Genomic DNA, 19,006 nt, shown 5'->3' with positions numbered 1-19,006 from the left:
GCGCTGCCCCAGCGCATCCGTCACCGCCGTCAGGTTACCTTCCACATCGTAACCAAACCGCGTCTCGCTGCCGTCCTAGTGAGAATAAACCCACCAAAACAGAACGTTACTACACCGTGGGATACGCACCACACAACGGCAAGCCCAAACCGCCCTCGACTATCAGCCTTAAAAGCTGCAGGCTGGAAGAGTCGGGATTTATCACCAAGATGCCAGTTACCGTTACGGTGGAAAGAGGCAGGATTATTATTGAGACCGAGATTAATTTATAGCGGCTGACCTGACTATAAAATAAAAAAACCGGAAGGATCGCGTGATCGCTTCCGGCTTAATTTAAGATACCAACCAGTCAGTTAATATTAAGAAAGATTAAATTTAAAAACACTTTCATTAAATCCTGAGAACTCATCTATTCTATTAAAAACCGACAATAGCCTTACAAACTCCTCAGGGTAATTACTCTTAAAAAAAGAGCTATTTTTCCATTCCAATATTAATGGTTTATCTTCATTATCTATAGGAATCATAAAATCATATAACGCATCCGCATTTTTTCCAAAATAAGGACCAAAATCAAACACCTTTGAAAAATAATCATAAATCTCAGTTGGTGTCTTTTGCTCCTCACCATCCAGAATGACAAGCTTCATATTATTGACCTTTGCATTTTTTCCAGCGACCTAACTCTTCCGCAGAGTCATAATGATTAGAGGTAACATAAACTAAACCATCATTAGAATATAAAACTCTAGTGCCAGGTTGCTTAGCTCTTGACATACTATTATTCAAACCGACATCAGCTTCATACCACACTCTACCCGGAGCTTTTGGCAATATACCAGTTGAGTTCTCAAATATATCACCACCAATTTGCCCTCCTGGAACATAGTTACCTAATGCCTTACCTCTCGACCATCCCGCAGCTTCAGCCTGAGCTTTAGTTACATAGTTACTTGGTAATTTCCCAGTACTTTTCAGACTATCGACTATGCCATTCGAGCTTTCTGCTGTTTGATAAAATTGTTTTAATAAAGCACCTTGTGCGGAACTTCCCGCATGTGTTCCGCCAGAAAGGGAGGCATTAGTAAACTGTAAACCAAAGGGATCGCACCACTCCAGCGGATTGTGAACGTAACCCTGCGGCCTTATCCCTCCACCTAACCCTATCGGGTCCGGCGACAGATACTGTCCGCTATCCGCATCATAGTAACGATGGCGGTTGTAGTAAAGCCCCGTTTCCGCATCGTACAACTGTCCCTGGTAGCGCAGCTCGCAGTACACTTCCTCGTTTGCCGCATCCCCCAGGTAGCGTCGTAGCGGGATAGGCCGACGCTCTTCGCGGTGGGCGCCCCACAGCCCCTGTTCCCCGCGCCAGTGGATTTCCCCCTCCTCGCTGCACAGCTCTCTCGCCGTTCCCGTCAGGTCGGTCACGATGTAGTGCAATTGCGTGCTGTCGCCCTGCGCCTCCACCTGTGCCAGCGGCCGGAAGCTTCCCGGTTCATACACCCATTGCACTTCCCGCGCCGCCGACCCGTCTGCCCGGTACTGCTGCTGACCAATCAGCTGGTCACCGTCCCATCGGTAGGCTACCCGCGCTACCGCCTGCGCCGACGGGAGTTGTCCCTCACGCACCTTGCTCACCCGGCGACCAAACGCATCGTAACGATAGCGCCACCGCGCCCCGTCTGGCAAACTCACCCGTATCAGACGGTCCTGCACATCCCAGTCGAAATACGTTTCCTTCGGCCTGAACCCCGGCCGCGTTTCCCGCTTCATCGCCAGACGCCCGCAGTCGTCATACCGGTATTGCGTATGGCCCCGCTCGACTACCCGGCCCGCTGCATCGTAGCGCACCGACGCCTGCACCACCGCGTCCTGCACCTTCATCGTTTCACCCAGACCCGGCGCTATCTGCGACACCTCGCACAGGTTCTGTTCGCTGTCGTAACCAAACAGCCGCGCCTGACGCCGCCGTCCCTCATCACGGCGCTCCGCCGTCACCTGGCCCGCCCCGTTCAGCCGGAACGCCTGTTCGCCCCAGTGGCTGTCGCTGATACCCGTCAGACGGTCCAGCACATCATACTGGTAGCATCGCTCCAGCACGTCATTCACCCGGCCATCCGCCCCTTCCAGCGCCTGACGCTGCAGCAGCCCTGTCGGGCTCCACTCGTGGCGTAATGCAAATCCGCTGCCGTTACTGCGTCGCTGCTCTTCGCCCGCCGCCGTGTGACTGAACTGCAGCGGCTGGTGTGAACCGATACCCAGCGATGACAGCCGACCCGACTGCCACGCCAGTTGCAGCGGCGCCAGAATCCCTTCCACCACCGCACGCTGACCGCCCGCGTCGTAACCGCTCTGCACTGCCTCGCCATTCACCGTTTCCGATGTGACCTGACCTGCCCGGTTATAGGCGTATTCCACCACCGCATCCGGGCTGGCCGCTTTAGTCAGCCGGCCGGCCACGTCATACGCCAGTTCGGTAATGCCGTCCGTTTCCCCGTCCGCTTTCTGTGCGGTGATGCGCGTTATCCACCCTGCCGCATCGTGCCCGTAATGCAGTGCGCTCCCGTCCGGCGCGGTGCGCTGCACCAGACGGTCTGCCACATCATACTGATAGCGGTACACCCGCCCGTCGTAATGCCGCTCCTCACTCAGCCAACCGCTGGCGTCAAAGCCGTACGTCCAGTCCCTCCCCTGACTGTTCGTCACCCCGGCGAACTCCGCTTCCGCATTGTAGTGGTAGCGTACCGTCGCCCCCAGCGGGTCCGTCGCCTCCAGCAGGTTATCGAACGCCCCGTAGCGGAACTGGTAGCGCTGCCCCAGCGCATCCGTCACCGCCGTCAGGTTACCTTCCACATCGTAACCAAACCGCGTCTCGCTGCCGTCCTGAGAATAAACCTACCAGAACAGAACGTTACTACACCGTGGGATACGCTTCGCATAACGGCAAGCCCAACCCGCCCTCCGCCATCAACCTTAAAGGCCGCTGACTGGAAGAGTCGGGCTTTATCACCGGGATGCCCATCACCGTCACGGTAGAGCGGAGGAGGATTATTATTGAGACGCAGATTAATTTGTAGCGACTGACCAGATCATAAAAAAAAGCCGGAAGGATCGGGAGATCGCTTCCGGATTTTATTTATTTTAATGTCTCTCTTTTAATTAGATTACCTTTGTCAACAGATAGATAGTCTTTATCATTACCATGAATAACTTCAACATATTCATTCACTTCTACAGAGTCAATTATCCCGCAAAGATAATTCCACGAGAACTGATTTTTATTATCAAAAAATATCACTCCCCATTCACATGGAATTATATATCTTTCAAATAAAAGTGGAATGATGTCATAAACAATACCACCAAGCCGAGATATCTCACTCCGAACATCATCTGTGAAAAAAATCACCCCATCATCTTTTTTTCCCTGTGACGTATTACAGTCTGGGCAACGTGTTTCTTCTGATTCGTAACTAGAATAACAATTCTGACATGTAATATATTTCATGCTGAATCCTATTTTATTGGAATACTGGAAGTAATAATTCCCGATCCTGTTCCACCGATATGAGGATCAGCATGATCAGTAATAACCCGTATTTTTTGAGTCACACCATTTCTCGTTGCCGTACCTTCAAATACGTTTCCAAAAAAACCTTCTCTATTAGAGGCTATTTTATTCAAAGGATTATTCGCAACTTCTTTAGCTGCGCTTGCAATATCCCTATTTCCCCATTCTGATGGGAACAAAGACCCTTTCTGTCTTTTTGGCTTCATTGAGGCATAAGGTTCCTGCCGAGGAGGACCAACATGGGGAGAATGCCTTCTTAAAGAATGCCGAAGGGAGCCAAAAGAATACTCATAATCCTCCCCGCCCTCTTTTTCCGTCAACCCCAGCGGATCGATCCACTCCAGTGGGTTATGCACATACCCCTGTGGCCTTATCCCCCCACCCAGCCCTATCGGGTCCGGCGATAGGTACTGCCCGCTCTCCGCATCATAGTAACGATGTCGGTTGTAGTAAAGCCCCGTTTCCGCATCGTACAGTTGTCCCTGGTAGCGCAGCTCGCAGTACACTTCCTCATTTGCCGCGTCTCCCAGGTAGCGTCGTAGTGGGATAGGTCGTCGCTCTTCACGGTGGGTGCCCCACAGCCCCTGTTCCCCGCGCCAGCGAATTTCCCCTTCCTCGCTGCACAGCTCTCTGGCGGTCCCCGTCAGGTCGGTCACGATGTAGTGCAATTGCGTGCTGTCGCCCTGCGCCTCCACCTGCGCCAGCGGCCGGAAACTCCCCGGCTCGTACACCCACTGCACTTCCCGCGCCGCCGACCCGTCTGCCCGGTACTGCTGCTGACCTATCAGCTGGTCACCGTCCCATCGGTAGGCTACCCGCGCTACCGCCTGCGCTGAGGGGAGTTGTCCCTCACGCACCTTGTTAATTCTGCGCCCAAACGCATCGTAACGATAGCGCCACCGCGCCCCGTCCGGCAGACTCACCCGTACCAGCCGGTCCTGCACGTCCCAGTCAAAGTACGTTTCCTTCGGCCTGAACCCCGGCCGCGTTTCCCGCTTCATCGCCAGACGCCCGCAGTCGTCATACCGGTACTGCGTATGCCCCCGCTCGACTACCCGACCCGCTGCATCGTAGCGCGCCGACGCCTGCACCACCGCGTCCTGCACCTTCAGCGTCTCACCCAGCCCCGGCGCTATCTGAGACACCTCGCACAGGTTCTGTTCGCTGTCGTAACCAAACAGCCGCGCCTGACGCCGCCGTCCTTCATCACGGCGCTCCGCCGTCACCTGGCCTGCCCCGTTCAACCGGAATGCCTGCTCGCCCCAGTGACTGTCGCTGATGCCCGTCAGACGGTCCAGCACATCGTACTGGTAGCGCCGCTCCAGCACGTCATTCACTCGGCCATCCGCCCCCTCCAGCGCCTGACGCTGCAGCAGCCCCGTCGGGCTCCACTCATGGCGTAATGCAAACCCGCTGCCGTTAGTGCGCCGCTGCTCTTCGCCCGCCGCCGTGTGGCTGAATTGCAGCGGCTGGTGTGAACCAATACCCAGTGACGACAGCCGCCCCGACTGCCACGCCAGCTGCAGCGGCGCCAGAATCCCTTCCACCACCGCACGCTGACCGCCCGCGTCGTAACCGCTCTGCACCGCCTCGCCGTTCACCGTTTCCGATGTGACCTGACCCGCCCGGTTATAGGCGTATTCCACCACCGCATCCGGGCTGGCAGCTTTGGTCAGCCGCCCGGCCACGTCATACGCCAGTTCGGTAATACCGTCGGTTTCTCCGTCCGCTTTCTGTGCCGTGATGCGCGTTATCCGCCCTGCCGCATCGTGCCCGTAATGCAGTGAACTCCCGTCCGGCGCGGTGCGCTGCACCAGGCGGTCTGCCACATCATACTGATAGCGGTACACCCGCCCGTCGTAATGCCGCTCCTCGCTCAGCCGTCCGCTGGTGTCAAAGCCGTACGTCCAGTCCCGCCCCTGACTGTTCGTCACCCCGGCGAACTCCGCTTCCGCATTGTAGTGGTAGCGTACCGTCGCCCCCAGTGGGTCCGTCGCCTCCAGCAGGTTATCGAACGCCCCGTAGCGGAACTGGTAGCGCTGCCCCAGCGCATCCGTCACCGCCGTCAGGTTACCTTCCACATCGTAACCAAACCGCGTCTCGCTGCCGTCTTCATACACCACTTTCGACGGTGACTCGCGCACGCCGTCATACTCCCAGCGCCGCACCTGCACGCCCGCTTCATGCCCGATATGTCGCTCCGTCAGGCGGTCAAGGTCGTCATAGCGGAACGCTACCGGCGGTGCATTATCTCGTTCAAGGCTGCTCAGCAAACCACGGCGGTTATACTGATAACGCTGCAGCACGCCGTCCGGGCCTATCACCGTCGACAGCTGCCCTGTTTCACCATAGCGATACAGCCACTCGCGCCCTTCCGGGTCGTTCACCTCGACAATCTGCCCGGCAGCATTACGCTGGTAATGCCATTCGCTGCCCAGCGGGTCGATATAAGCCAGCAGTTGCCCGTTATCATCATACGCGTATTGGTGCGTCGCGCCGTCAGGCAGGGTAACCTCGGTCACCTGCCCCCAGTCATTGCGCTGATATGCCGTGCGACCACCTAGCGGGTCAGTCTCCGCCACCAGTTGATTGTCCGCCCATTCGTAGCGAGTCTCCCCACCATCAGGCGTGCGCTGAAGCAGAATATTGTTGCGCTCGTCGCGTACGTAGCTGAATACCCCGCCAAACCCGCTGTGGTAATGGCTGGTCAGGGTGTCATCGTCGTATTCAAAATGACCCGGCCAGTAGCCTTCCGAGGTTCTGTCCCGGATGGCGCGACCTTTTTTATCGTAGTCGTGCTCAACCCAGGTCGAACCTAAATCCGACCAGCGAAGCAGCCAGCCTTCCGGCGAGTAGCGATAGTCAAAGTTGTGCCCTTCATCCGCCCGTACGCTCAGTAAATGCCCATGGTTGTCATAGGTATAGCTCGCCAGCGTTTTTAACGGCTGACGCTGCGGGGTGCATAGCGTAAGTGCCGTGATTCTTCGGCGCTCCGTTGTGATGTGAATCAAACGCCCGTCCGACAGCACCACCCAACACAGTTCGCCCAGCATCCATTCGAAAGTCACTCGACTGCCTGCTGTATCTTCAATCGACGTCAGACAAAGTTGGAGCCCGAGCGCATGCTCAAACCGGTAGCGCAAGCCATCAACATGATGAAGCACGAGTTCACCCTGCTGGCGGGTCAATCGCCATTGCAAGTTGGACGGTGAACGGCTGACGTCTCCCTCATTGGGCAGGACGAAGAACGCCTGATTGAACTCGCCATCCGTTAGCGTTGCCACCCCGTTGTTGAGCGTCAGGCTGATATCCCAGTTGGTACGCCACAGCCTCCCCAACAAACCGGCGTACCGCTCTCCCGTCGAGCGATAGTAGCGTTGCAGTGACAGCGGCAACGTCCCCGTTAGTTGAATATCGGTTCGCTTCTCCACCACGGCACCGGTTGCCATGTCGACCGGGTCGCCTTTTTCTTTGTTATTTTTTGAATCAGCCTTGTTAGCACCATTCTGATTATTCGCATCCTGCTCAGCCCCCTTTTTACCCGATGGCTTTTCAGTATTGCTGCCCGCATTAATGCTGTTCGCCTCTTCCGGAGGGGCTTCGCTTTTTTTCTTTACGGGCTCTTTCGGTTTGGGCTTTTCTTCAATGGCATCAGTCGGTTTTGACGGTTCTGATTTATGTGGCGTGTTTTCTTCTGCGGCTTGCTTTTTAGGCCGATGGTCTTTTCCTTTGTCACCATCAGGCTTGGCATCACTTTGTTTAGCTGCGGTTGGTGAATCGGCAGGCTCTGACTTTGAACCAGAGGATTGACTGGCCGCCCTGCTTTCCGCAGTTGTATGGCTTTGTGGAGCATCGGCCTTTTTCGCAAAGGAACCTTTAGGCCGCGGGCTACCGGAAACCCGTGTCACAATCAGAGGAATAAACTTATCAAATTCTTTCTCGAGGGTCGTAATGGCCTCATCGTAACGTTTAACTAACTGATCCAGATAGTCGAGCATCTTGCTGAACCGATCTTTCATCAGCGCAACAATCCAGCCATCCTTTTCCGAGGCCTTCATTGCCGTCACCAAAGCCTGCTGCATTGTCGCCAGCATCGCTTTGCCTTTCTGTCCGTATTCTTTCAGCAGACCACGCAGTTCAGTGACGCCTTTAACCAGATTACCGTTGGACAGGCTGCGGATCGTTTTGATAGCAAACTGCACAGCCGCAGGCGAGGAGGCATTTCTCAGCGCTTTAATAATCGCTCGCCCGCTCACCTTAATGGCGTCACCCAACCCAGGAATCACCCCAATCACACACAGAACACCACCAGCCACATGCAGCGGATCGTTCATCAGTTTAGGATCTTCATGGGTTTGCCAGCACCACTCGCCAATGGAGTACACGTCCAGCGCTTGCCCCACGACAGGAATACAACCCAGAATTATCTCGCAGAACATCATTAGCGCAGCGTTATCATCACCACCAGCATCTGCCGTTTCTGCCGCGAGGCTATGGTGGATCTTGTTGATGGCCTGCTTCAGTTGGCGATTACCGCGGTTAATTTTTTTGTCCAGTTCCCAAAAACGACGATAAGCTTTTGTGTATTCATCGGGGATTGATGTGAATATTCCCGCCCCATCAACATCAATATGTCGGTCACTGCTGTCATCGGCGTCATACGTCACTAACCCCTGTTTACGCAGGAGAAGGAACAGCGTGAAATACTCGCCCGCTAGTGCGGCATAACCTGGAGTTGACTGTAATACGGGGTTATTCTGGATGGTTTCCTGCGGCGTAAACTCATCCTCACCTTCCTCAAGCATCAACTCAAACGTGCCTCCCCCCATGTCATAAATAAAACAGAGCCCATTGGCATCCGTCTGCCCGTGGATTTCCGTTTTATTGCTGTCGATGAGGACAAATGGCGCATTGGGAACCGGCTCACCAGAGTCGTAATGGTAATAAATCAGAACTTCATAGCCACACTTGGCACATCCTCCTGATATTTTTTTATCCGTGCTAAAACCCCGACTCGCGGCTTCCTCGCTGGAAAGCAACGTTGCCTGCTTGTTCTGACTCATGAAATGACGTCCTTTTTATTTTATGCTTCGTCCAGGTGGTCAATCGCTGCCTGATACAGGCGATCCATACAGCTTTGCGTGCCAATGTATTCAGGCTGTACCAGAATGTTTTTTGCCCAGGGCTGATGCATGAATTCCGGCGAGAGTTCTGTCGCCAGTGCTAGCCAGCGCACGATATCCCGGTCGTTGTTAAAGCCGCTGTTCCTCGCCTGTTCCGCCTGCTGATGGGTAAACGCCTGTAGTTCATCATCAGGCGCGTTTTGCCAGTCAGCATGGTAAGTACGCAGATGTTCCATATAGCGCGCCAGATTGTGATGTCCGTAAGGCACCATGATGGCTTGCCATTGTTCGTCACTCAGCTGGCGCGGCAGGATGTCTGGAATGGAGTGCGGTTCACGGGCGGTGAGATTTAAGGCACGTACCGCGCCATCAGGGGAAATGTCGCAGAAGCTGGCTATTGGGCCATAGAGTGCACAGGCTTCTTGTGCGGAACTGGCGGATAACAGCTGATTCACCACCTGCCAGTCACCCACGCGCAGGATGGCATTCTCCCCGGAAGGTGAAGTCACCAGGCTCCACTGTCGCAGATGTTTCGTGACCTCAAGCAGTTGATCGAGCGGCGAATAAGCCTGCATAAACCATTCCAGCTGTAGCCCCATTCCCCAGCCCGGTTGAGTGATGATGTGTTCTTTCACCTGCGACCAGTTGGCGACATTAAGCGGGATGCAATAGGGCGATACCGAGGCATGAACGCGCCCCGCTTCTCCCCAGTACAAACGCGTCTGTTCCAGGCTGCCCCCCCAGCGTTCGGCCAGCCACGGCACGGCATCGTTCATCGACGCTTCGGCGATAACAAAACAGCCGCCCTGAGCAATACGCGTTTGCCAGACGGCATCATCTTCCGGCAGCAGTTCAAGGAAAGGTTGCGATACACTCACAGCGTGACCTCCGGTATGTCAGGTAACTCTCCCCGCATCCAACCGGGGCGATGGTAATTAAGCTGTACACTCTCAATACGTTCAGGCTCAGATTTAAAAATCCGAATACTGTCAGCAATTGAATAACGTTCAGTCAGATGAATAAAGATCGGGTGTAAATAGAATTCGCTGCCGAGCACCCAGCGATGAGCGGACCAGGCTTCACACTCCGCTTCGCTGGCTTTGGGATAATAGTTCCCTGCTAACGCAATACCGCTAATAAAGCGTGCTTTTACTATTTCAATATCCAGAGGAAAAACACATTGTGCACTGACAAAAAGAAATAGCTCATTCGCTAGTCGGTGCAGGCGATTATCATTAGCGAGAAGGTAATATTGATAGTGCGTTAAAGTAATGTGGTACGTTTGATTAATGTCGCTCTTGTTTTCTTTATTAACATCCGGTTGTGCGAATAGCTGATATTCCCCACGTTCGCTATTCACGATGGGCAAATACAGATTATTCAGCGGGCCGAGAAAATCCGTTTGAGCAGCAAGATCCAGAGTGGACCACCAGGCAGATAAAACGTCTGGTGCATAGCTACGAAATAGCGCTTTAGTGCCATCAGGCCAGAGACAGGAAATGCGCTGCTGCCAAAAATCAGCCACCTGCTGCAATGTCAGTTCACCATGCATGAGAATTACGCCACTATGCCGATCCGGCTGTGTCTCCGTCAGCCAGTGCAGCAGTGTTTCTCCTGGTTTTCCTTCTTCTATTTTCACCACAATAGGCGCCCACATCTGCCAGTTTTCGGCATCCTTGCCAAAACGCAGCGGTTGCCATATATCTGACGCCGCAGGTTGAAAAGCCTGCCAATACTCAGGTAATTTGGGATAACTCAACGGCGAGATAATAGCGAACAACGGCGCATTAAACTGGCTGATTTCAAACAGGGTATAACCGTTTGCCATCATCGTTATTTGCCTGTAAATAAATGAGATAATTTTTAATACGATGAGCGTGTATACATCACAGCAGCAACGACCCAATAATCACGCAGATTATCGGGTCGAGACATGCCGTTTATTTTTATAACGCAAAATGAATAATAAAACGGAGAGTCAAAATAAAACTAGACTGGCAATCCTTTTTCCCAACGATCCCGAACTTCAGCAGGTGACAGCGGTGGGAATTTAACGCCGCGATCCAGTAACAGCTGTTTTACCTTTAATGCCCAAGGGTAGTGAGGCGATTTAGGAGACATAATGGATAAGCTGTCATCCACGGTAAAAGCGAGATTACTACCTGTATCATCATAAATATTACTATCTGCGCCGTGTTCTATCAGCCAATATGCAACTTCATATTTATTTAGATAAGCAGCATAGTGGGCGCTGTTTACTTTGGAACCATCAACGAGGTTCAAATCAGCGCCCCGCTCTACGAGTAATTTGATATCGGCCCAGCGCTCCTCACCAATAGCACTAAATATTGCTGGCTGGCCACGACGCCCAATCGCATTCGGGTCGCCTCCCGCATCCAGAATAATACGCAGCCAGTCAGGGTCTTTCGCGCCCGCCACGGAATTGACGGCGCTATCGCCAAAGCCGTCTTTATAGTTCGGATCGACACCCAGTTTAAGCGCCAGCGTGACAGCCTTTTTATCCTTCGTTTCATAAATCAGCCACAGCAGTGGCGTGATGCCTTCTTTTCCATGAATATTCAGGTTAACGCCCTGCGACAGCTGATGACGAGCTGCTGACTCGTCACCTTTTTGAATACTTTCCAGTACCGCCACCACGGGCGGCTCAAACAGTTCACTCGCCCGCATACTGTGTCCTCCTGCCTGACAAGCGGTTAATAACCCCAGAATAATGACGCCTACCCATTTTATACGTGCCAACCATTGCATTATATTCCCCTGAATGTATTGGTTATCTTCCCGATATCTTCCTTTTTCTGGCTTTCAATACCCGCAATCACCTGATCCATACCGTGGCGAGCAATCGGCGAGCCGCCGACTGCGGGAAGTGCCATCATATCACCGCTTGCTTTCGGCAGGCCCCCTTCCAACAGTTTTGCTACACCAATGATACCCCCAAGCGCCGCACCGGCGGCTCCGCCAATCAATGCGCCCGCACCGGATAGCAAACCAGGAATCAAAGCCTTGCCATAGGTTTGTGCCATGGTTAATACCTCACCATCGACAGCCTGCGTCGTTATCAGCGAGGCCGTTTTCGCCAAATCGGCACCACCTGCACGCGACACGGTATTGTTATGCAAACCCGCAGCATTAAATGTATAGCCGGGTAACCCCGTTACGCCAACCCCAGCCGATGCCAAACCACCACCTAATGAATGCCCCACGATGACAGGTGGCGGAGAAAGAACGTTTTTTACCCGCTTTGCCAAATACATGGCCTGATTGTATTGATCTGTCTCCAACCCCATACCTTGCCCAGCGTTAGTCAACCAGTCTTTAACGCCTGTCACCGCATTATTGGTGCCCCGGTAGGTCAACATCGTTTCGCCATTAATTGCTGATTTGAACAGAGCAGAACCAAACCCTGTTTTCTTGTCCATAAAATCATTGTCTGTCAGGCCAGGAAGCTTACTCGTATCCAGAATATCCAGCCCAACTGGCGCCTTAGGCAGTTTATCCAGCACGCCTCGTCGGAATTCATCGACCGAATAAACATACTGAGCCGCTTCGGCACGTAAGATACTATCGTTGTTAAACGCCAGCCGCTTTGCCGCATCGGCTAATCCCGGCAGCGTCGCCGCCTCAGTCGCCAACTTGGCACGCGCCAGATAGCGATCTTTACGCTGGGCAACGGAGAGCAGGTCATCAAGAATGGGCAGCTCGGCGACCGACGCCCATTCCATTAACGTCGGTAACAGCATTGGCGTCAATGCCAGCAGAGGCGCACGGCTTTTTGCCGATTGCTCAGCGCACGGTTTCACCGGGGATTGATAGGGCGAATCGCCAATGATGACGTTCCCGCTGCCAGCAGCAACCGAGCCGCCGCAGCCGATCGCATCACCGATACGCGCCGCCAGCTTCCCATTGATGATGACTGTACCGGAGCCCGCGGATATCGCACGATTGTGCACGCCGTGGGGCACATTCGGGCAGGGGCAAGCGTGGAGTAAAACCGCATCGCTTTTACGGGCGGCCGGTTTACCATTGATAATGACATCACCGCTGCCTTCAATAATCGGGGTGGCGGGGAAACAGCCGTGCCCCGCGCAGCTGTCACCTAAACGTGCAGCACCTGGCATAGTTCCTCCTTAACGTCTGTCTGGCGCATCGGGCAGCGTAGGCTTCGTCGGGTCTTCTGGCGTAATTGATACTGGCGCAGTCCCTACGCCAGCCGCACCGCCATCGTTGATCTTCACAATCGTCCCGGAAATCGTGACGCCTGCGCTATCAATCTTGATGAAGCCACCAGGCGCTTTGATGGTCAGAGCTTGCCCCGCTTCCAGCACGATATCCGCAGCTTTCAGGTAGCTGTCCGTATTCACCAGAACACGCTGGTGCGCACCGATCAGCGTCTCTTCAGAGCCAGACATCGTGGTCTGACGACTCCCTTCGATACGGGTAATCTCTCCCCCGCCGATGAAACGTTTAAACGAAGCACCAATCTTCTGAATAAAACTCCGGCCAATTTCCTGATGATGGTCCTGACCGATGTTTTCAAAATCATCCTTGCCTATCGTTCGATGGCGGTGACGCGTAACCCGTTGGAACTGATCCTGATCCACGCTGAGGTGCTGATCGCGCCCTACGCTCTGTCGCTGGATGTTGTTGATAACACCATCCATATCTTTCTGAGCGTGGTAATAAATTTGTTCACGCGTCGCCTCATCCTCAAAACGCAGTTCATTGAAGCCACTACCTTTATGGGTATCGGTACGCAGCGTCGTGCGCGTTTTATGTGCCGGTAAAACGTACGGCGTCGGGTTGGTCGCGTGGAAAGTACGCCCGGTCACAATCGGCTGATCCGGATCGCCTTCAAGGAAGCTGACGATCACTTCATGGCCGATACGCGGGATGGCAATCATGCCGTACTGGCCGCCTGCCCAGCCCTGACTAACACGTACCCAGCAGGAGCTCTGGTCATTGCTCGCACCGTAGCGATCCCACGGGAATTGCAGTTTTACCCGACCATACTGGTCGCAGTAGATTTCTTCCCCCGTCGGGCCGACGACGGTAGCGATTTGCGGACCGTCCACCATCGGTTTGTATGGCATCGCGGCACGCCATGTCGTCGTGCCTTTCACCACGGCAAAACTGTTGCTCATGGTCGTCGGTTCGCCGCCGCTTTCCTCTTCCAGCGCCTGCGGCTGCTGCCCGACGTGCGTCACGCTCACCGTCTGCCACACCGCGTTCAGCGCCGCATTCGGGTGCTCCGTCAGGGTGAAGGTGTTGCCCGGCATCAGCCCCGCGCAGTTGGATTCCCCTTCGCTCGTCACCGCCCCTGAACGTAGTGCATCCAGCCGGTAACCACTGAACGCCTTGCCGCTCGGGTCTTGCTTATAGCGACCTGGATAGTCGTAATGCTGATAGCTTTCGCGCTGATGCTCCAACTCACCGCTCATTTTCTTGTGCAATAGCCCGTAAGCCGGCGTTTTGAAACTGTAGTCTTTCAGCTCGACTTCGGCCGTACTCACCCGCTCCGCGTAGTGGAAGCGCCGGACATATTCGCCCTCACTCAGCCCCTGCGTCGCCAGATTGAAGAACAGCTCAGGGCCTTTGGTCAGTGCGCCCGCATCGTCGGCAAACACCACCCGGTGTTTACCCTCTTCGTATTCGTGGAAGAAATACATTCCCTCCTCAGCGGCCAGCCGGGTGATAAAGGCTAAATCGCTTTCCCGATACTGCACGCAATATTCGCGCACTGCGTGCTCGTTACGCAGCGCAAAGGCGTAGTCGGTGATGCCCGCCTCTTCCAGCAGCGCCCCGATAATCGCCTCCGGCTTTTGCGCCTGAAAGATACGGGCGTTGGTGCGTAATCCCAGCCGCCACAGGGCAGGACGGACTTCCACCTGATAGCGCGTGCGGCGGAATCCGGTGTCACCCTGCGTGAAGCCACTGACAATCCCGCTGACGCGACGTTTCAGTTCGCCTTCATACCAAATCATCAGCTCGCACGGCTGGTCCAGCACCGCGCCGAAGTCAACATCCGGCAACGCGCTCGCCAGACTCAGCGACAGGCTGAAAGGCCGGTTCAGCCCTTCATCCAGCCTGAAATCCACCACCGCGAAAGTGCCTGCTTCCAGGGCACCGACCTTTACGGTGAACTGTAATCCTGTACTGTTTGCCACCCGTCCTCTCCTTCTTCCTTCGCCGTTGCCATGGCTACCGCACGCCTCGGGTTTTCCCGGAGCGGCACGTCGCTATCCTGATTAAAATAAAAACCTGAGCTGTGGTCTGAGTCTGCTCACGCCACAGTTCATGTTGATAAAGCATCACGTTGAGAAAAACGCAGAAAACCCGGGACAAGCCCGGGCTCGGTAGGAATTACGCTTCGACCGGTGCACGCCAGTCATCGGAACCAGAAGTCCCGGCAACCGTGTGCTCCCAATCGATTTTGCGGTAGGCCAGTGACACTTCGATCAGCTGGGTGTAGTCCAGTTTTGACGGGTCTTGGCAGTGTGGCATTTTGCAGTCGATGTCAACGATGGTGGCATCGGTCAGTACGGTAGAGAAGAAGTGCTCTTGCTTACCTTCAACCGACGTGCGGTACCACTTCAGCGTGACGGTCGGCAGCATTTCGCCGGATGCCAGAGAGTTGTACATCAGCGGAACGGCTTTGTTCAGCGCGACGGTGAATTTGAACGGCTTGTGCACACGTTGGCCAGACGGCTGACCAGACTGTGGGTCAGTTGGTACGGTGACGATATGTTTGAATTCCTGTACCAGCATTTCGTCTTCGTGGCCTTCCACATAGATGTTGCCGACAGAATCAGACGTGAAAGCACCCGCGGTGATGTTGCCCTGAGTTTTACCTTCGATGCTGATATAGCATGGAGTTGGCATAGTCTTGCTCCTTGTTGTTGAACGGAATGAGTTATTGAACAGAATGAGTAACTTCACCGTCTGTATAGCAATTCACATGCCAAAACCTATCGTTATGTTTTATAAAGGAATTTACCTAACCCAAACTCCCTCTAAGTAAAATTTGAGCAAGAAGTTGCGCAGACCTCGCGAATCGTTTGCAGACATTGCGCAAAAAGTGATTTACACCAGAAAGTGAGCAATAAGTTGCGCAGAATGCGCAGTTATGCTGAAAGTTTGAGTTAGCGATGAATTAATGAAATAAATAACCGATAGAAATCGTGCTTATTAATAGCAAAAAACTATATTTGGCGATAAATCGCTCATGTTTATAACAATAAGAGTAAGCGGTCACTTACGTTTTTTATGAAAAATAGGAACGGCAAAGTCAGGACATCCCGTAATGAAGAGAGTAATGAAAAGAGTCATAAAAACAAAAAAGCGAGTGCTGCTATCACGCAACACCCGCCTGTTTATTACCACTCTTTATTCAACAACAATCCGGCTTATTCCACGGCGAGCCACCACCACGGATTACTCTGTTTTCCCCGATGACCAGTGCATCGCCAACCGCTGCCCGGCTTTGATTTCATCCGGCTGCATTGTCGCTTCCAGATCGTTACGCGCATGAATGGCTTCGCTCATTCCCTCCGTCGCTGCCATCGCATACCAGGCATAAGCATGAATACGATTGCGGGAGGCACCCAGCCCGTCCTGACGCATCATGCCCATACGGTACTGAGCCATGCGGTTACCGTCATTCGCCGCCAGACGGTACTGCTTCATCGCTTCAACATAATCCTCTTTGCCACCTTGCCCCAAACGCAGCATCTCGCCATAGGCCAGTTGGGATTCGGTGTCTCCGGCTGATGCTGCTTTGGCATATTCTTCACGCGCACGCGCGAACTCGCCCGCTGTAAATAACCGCTCACCCAGTTCACGTTGCGCACGGATATAGCCCGCAGAGGAAGCCTGAACCAGATACTGTTCGCGCTTTTCATGGGTTGTCTGGATCTGGCTGAGCAAGTAATCGGCCTCACCCGATCCGCCAGACGCGGCGCGCTCCAGCCAATAACGCGCCTTTTGCTCATCCCAAGGTAAGCGCTTACCTTCGCGGTATGCCTTGCCCAGCCAAAGCTGTGCTTCAGCATCACCTGATGACGCGGATTTTTGATACCAGTTCAACGCATTTTCGCCGTCTTCGTGTCGCGCCATCCACAGCTGTGCCTGTGCCTGACCCAGCGTCGCCGCACGGAAATACCAGCGCTCAGCCAGATCGCGACGGATAACCACACCTTTACCCTGCTCGTAGCGCTGCGCCAGTTGATACTGCGCATCCCGATTGCCGAGCTCAGCGGCTTTCAGCAGCCACGACACAGCCTCTTTTTCGCCGCCCGCATGCGTCGCGTGCCACTGGGCAACGATCAGTTGCGCGGGCGGATAGCCATTTGCCGCAGAGGATTCAAAAGCATTCAGGCAGGCCGCTACCAGCTTTCCCTGATGCTGAACCTGACAGTCCATGCCCAGTCGATGCCCCGCTTCGCCATTTCCCAGACGTGAAGATGTTGTCCACCACTGGCGAGCAGACGGGCTGTTCTTGGGCGCGCCCAGCCCAGCCTGATACCAGTCACCAACCTGAAGTGCGGCAGCAGCGCGCATTTCCTGATTGCCCGGCAGCTCAGACAGGCCAGATGCCTTCTGCATCCACTGCATCGCCTCGGTGTACTGCGAGCGCGAGGCTAGCGTCTTTGCCAACTGATATTGCGCTTCGCCGTTTCCCCGATTCGCTGACGCCGCCAGTTCTGTTTCAGACAGCGACGTGACCGGTGCCTGACATGACGCCAGCCAACAGGCCGACAGGACTATCACTAATTTTTTGTATTTCATCATGTGCTCAGCGTTTTTCCCTTCACGATAATCAGCTGGCAGAATTACCCTGCTGCAAACGGTACAAGCGAACGTTGAAGGAGCGCAGTTCGTCTTCCATCGCACGTAGCTCCGATGGCGTCAGCGACTGGCTCTTGGTTTTACGCGCCTCAAGCTCCCGCAGCCGTATCCCAAAGGGAACGTCCGATATCAGGTCTTTTTGCATATCGTAGAGCTTTGATTTCAGGTAGGAAATCGTCACCGTCCGGCGCTGCCGTTCCAGTTCCAGCAGTTGCTGCAACGTGTCGTTGACTCTGGCACGGGCCTGTTCGTACCCGCGTGTTTTCGGTTCATCGCCCTGCTGACGTTCAAGCGCAATCTGCCACTGGCGTTCCATCTCCTTCACCGCCAGCGAGTCGGGATAGAGCTGCTGCATCACGTTTTTCAAGCCGTTGCCGTATTGATACAGGTAGAACGGCGACGCATTTTTTACCTGTTCCAGCTGTGCCTGATAGCGGTTAATCAGCTCACCTTCCATGCCTTGCAATTTCTGCTCGCCCAGCGCAATACGCACCCGACGAATGTCATTCTGATCGGGGGCGGCAGGCAACGCGTACGCAGGCTGTTGCAGTAACGCCAGTGCATCGGCTTTCTGTTCCTGCCAATACTGCCAGCCTGTAATGGCCGCAACAGGCAGCGCGCAGGTCAGCAGCCCGGAGACAAACCAGAACCAGGCAGGCTTCTGCTTTTTATGCGCCTCAATTTTCAATACCGTCGGTTTCATTTGCCCTTTCTCCCGTCCAATGAGAATGCTGCCCGCAGGCAGAGCAGCCTGACCCGAGCCCGATGAACCACTGCTTTGCACCGTCGCGCCGGGTTCCATGTCTGAATGAAAGAACACCATGGGTGGAATCTGCATATCCTGCTTTTTCAGTTCCTGATCGTCCGACACAATGACAATCTCGGTTTCATCAAACAAATGGGTATAGCCTTCGACGAAGTGCAGCAGATTCTCGACGCGAGGAATGCGGCTCAGCCCCGAGTTGTGCAGCTTTTCACTCATCAATTGCAGCGCGCGTTCGCAACGGTAAACCAGCCGCTTGTGTTCATGACTGATGGCGTACTGCCGCACCACTTCACTGATGCGAGCAATAAACCAGTCCAGCATCTCGATACGCGCTCGTTCCTGATGAACCGGTGGCCAGAAGTTATCCCACTGCGTCACGATCAAATTCGCCAGAAACTCACAGCTTTCCGTGAAACCGGTCAATCCCGCCAGCCGTGAACGCGCCAGCGTAAAGTAGATCGCGGTCTGGAGATCCACGCCCTGCTTTTCAAAGATGGTGGTGGCCATATCGTGCACCAGCATCCAATCCACATCAGGACGAGACGCGTGACTCAACTTGTTAATTTCCGCCCGAAGTGCGTCAAACTCCGGCAGCATCCGTGGATCGCGGCCTACTTTCAGGGCCTGTTGTGCATCTTGCATATCACATCATCCAGCAATAGGGAGCCTGAGCAGGCT

Annotated in this window: 13 protein-coding genes and 2 pseudogenes; 2 read left to right on the top strand and 13 right to left on the bottom strand. The window is 54.2% G+C overall.

Annotation, left to right across the window (positions count from 1 at the left end; genetic code table 11):
* The first annotated feature begins 116 nt into the window (after positions 1 to 116).
* Positions 117 to 272 (top strand): SymE family type I addiction module toxin, encoded by a 156-nt coding sequence (locus tag NXT09_RS21605; RefSeq protein WP_370690986.1) that lies wholly within the window; start codon positions 117 to 119, stop codon positions 270 to 272.
* An 87-nt stretch (positions 273 to 359) separates the two neighbouring features.
* Here NXT09_RS21605 and NXT09_RS21600 read toward each other — a convergent pair whose 3' ends face one another.
* The 3 genes and pseudogenes from NXT09_RS21600 to NXT09_RS21595 form a co-directional block, all read right to left on the bottom strand.
* Positions 360 to 650, bottom strand: a complete 291-nt coding sequence (locus NXT09_RS21600; RefSeq protein WP_268581125.1) for a barstar family protein — start codon at positions 648 to 650, stop codon at positions 360 to 362.
* Position 651: 1 nt separating this feature from the next.
* A complete protein-coding gene (locus tag NXT09_RS22625; RefSeq protein WP_502929069.1) occupies positions 652 to 978 on the bottom strand; it encodes a ribonuclease domain-containing protein in 327 nt (108 codons plus the stop codon).
* A gap of 114 nt (positions 979 to 1,092) precedes the next feature.
* Positions 1,093 to 2,898, bottom strand: a pseudogene (locus tag NXT09_RS21595) (RHS repeat-associated core domain-containing protein); the annotation flags it as partial.
* Positions 2,899 to 2,924: 26 nt separating this feature from the next.
* Here NXT09_RS21595 and NXT09_RS22540 point away from each other — a divergent pair.
* Positions 2,925 to 3,080: pseudogene (locus NXT09_RS22540) on the top strand (SymE family type I addiction module toxin).
* A gap of 59 nt (positions 3,081 to 3,139) precedes the next feature.
* Here NXT09_RS22540 and NXT09_RS21585 read toward each other — a convergent pair.
* The 10 genes from NXT09_RS21585 to NXT09_RS21540 form a co-directional block, all read right to left on the bottom strand.
* Complete coding sequence (locus NXT09_RS21585; protein ID WP_268581124.1) at positions 3,140 to 3,511, bottom strand: hypothetical protein; 372 nt, start codon at positions 3,509 to 3,511, stop codon at positions 3,140 to 3,142.
* Between the two features lie 8 nt (positions 3,512 to 3,519).
* Positions 3,520 to 8,637: an RHS repeat-associated core domain-containing protein gene (locus NXT09_RS21580; RefSeq protein ID WP_268581123.1), complete on the bottom strand. Its 5,118-nt coding sequence runs from the start codon at positions 8,635 to 8,637 to the stop codon at positions 3,520 to 3,522.
* Between the two features lie 20 nt (positions 8,638 to 8,657).
* Positions 8,658 to 9,575: a DUF4123 domain-containing protein gene (locus tag NXT09_RS21575; protein ID WP_268581122.1), complete on the bottom strand. Its 918-nt coding sequence runs from the start codon at positions 9,573 to 9,575 to the stop codon at positions 8,658 to 8,660.
* Positions 9,572 to 10,528 (bottom strand): DUF4123 domain-containing protein, encoded by a 957-nt coding sequence (locus tag NXT09_RS21570; RefSeq protein ID WP_268581121.1) that lies wholly within the window; start codon positions 10,526 to 10,528, stop codon positions 9,572 to 9,574. Before NXT09_RS21570 ends, NXT09_RS21575 begins: the two co-directional genes overlap by 4 nt.
* A gap of 158 nt (positions 10,529 to 10,686) precedes the next feature.
* Positions 10,687 to 11,385, bottom strand: a complete 699-nt coding sequence (locus NXT09_RS21565) for an ankyrin repeat domain-containing protein (RefSeq protein ID WP_224073815.1) — start codon at positions 11,383 to 11,385, stop codon at positions 10,687 to 10,689.
* 80 nt (positions 11,386 to 11,465) lie between these two features.
* Positions 11,466 to 12,836, bottom strand: coding sequence for a Tle-like phospholipase domain-containing protein (locus NXT09_RS21560; protein WP_201964078.1), 1,371 nt, complete (start codon positions 12,834 to 12,836; stop codon positions 11,466 to 11,468).
* Between the two features lie 9 nt (positions 12,837 to 12,845).
* Entirely contained in the window at positions 12,846 to 14,882 is a 2,037-nt protein-coding gene (locus NXT09_RS21555) for a type VI secretion system Vgr family protein (protein WP_268581120.1), read from the bottom strand.
* A gap of 196 nt (positions 14,883 to 15,078) precedes the next feature.
* Complete coding sequence (locus NXT09_RS21550) at positions 15,079 to 15,597, bottom strand: Hcp family type VI secretion system effector (protein WP_039317969.1); 519 nt, start codon at positions 15,595 to 15,597, stop codon at positions 15,079 to 15,081.
* A 552-nt stretch (positions 15,598 to 16,149) separates the two neighbouring features.
* A complete protein-coding gene (locus NXT09_RS21545; protein WP_240585764.1) occupies positions 16,150 to 17,505 on the bottom strand; it encodes a tetratricopeptide repeat protein in 1,356 nt (451 codons plus the stop codon).
* A gap of 28 nt (positions 17,506 to 17,533) precedes the next feature.
* Positions 17,534 to 18,970, bottom strand: coding sequence for a VasL domain-containing protein (locus tag NXT09_RS21540; RefSeq protein ID WP_268581119.1), 1,437 nt, complete (start codon positions 18,968 to 18,970; stop codon positions 17,534 to 17,536).
* Positions 18,971 to 19,006 lie beyond the last annotated feature (36 nt).

The organism is Pectobacterium jejuense (assembly GCF_026800125.1).
Lineage (GTDB): Bacteria > Pseudomonadota > Gammaproteobacteria > Enterobacterales > Enterobacteriaceae > Pectobacterium > Pectobacterium jejuense.
Note: the sequence above shows the minus strand (reverse complement) of the source record. Positions and strands in the feature narration are given on the sequence as shown.

What these genes read in the sequence shown, in the direction of transcription:
- NXT09_RS21600 (WP_268581125.1), bottom strand. Translation starts at nt 650, where the DNA reads ATGAAGCTTGTCATTCTGGATGGTGAGGAGCAAAAGACACCAACTGAG.
- NXT09_RS21585 (WP_268581124.1), bottom strand. Translation starts at nt 3,511, where the DNA reads ATGAAATATATTACATGTCAGAATTGTTATTCTAGTTACGAATCAGAA.
- NXT09_RS21580 (WP_268581123.1), bottom strand. Translation starts at nt 8,637, where the DNA reads ATGAGTCAGAACAAGCAGGCAACGTTGCTTTCCAGCGAGGAAGCCGCG.
- NXT09_RS21570 (WP_268581121.1), bottom strand. Translation starts at nt 10,528, where the DNA reads ATGATGGCAAACGGTTATACCCTGTTTGAAATCAGCCAGTTTAATGCG.
- NXT09_RS21565 (WP_224073815.1), bottom strand. Translation starts at nt 11,385, where the DNA reads ATGCGGGCGAGTGAACTGTTTGAGCCGCCCGTGGTGGCGGTACTGGAA.
- NXT09_RS21560 (WP_201964078.1), bottom strand. Translation starts at nt 12,836, where the DNA reads ATGCCAGGTGCTGCACGTTTAGGTGACAGCTGCGCGGGGCACGGCTGT.
- NXT09_RS21550 (WP_039317969.1), bottom strand. Translation starts at nt 15,597, where the DNA reads ATGCCAACTCCATGCTATATCAGCATCGAAGGTAAAACTCAGGGCAAC.
- NXT09_RS21545 (WP_240585764.1), bottom strand. Translation starts at nt 17,505, where the DNA reads ATGATGAAATACAAAAAATTAGTGATAGTCCTGTCGGCCTGTTGGCTG.
- NXT09_RS21540 (WP_268581119.1), bottom strand. Translation starts at nt 18,970, where the DNA reads ATGCAAGATGCACAACAGGCCCTGAAAGTAGGCCGCGATCCACGGATG.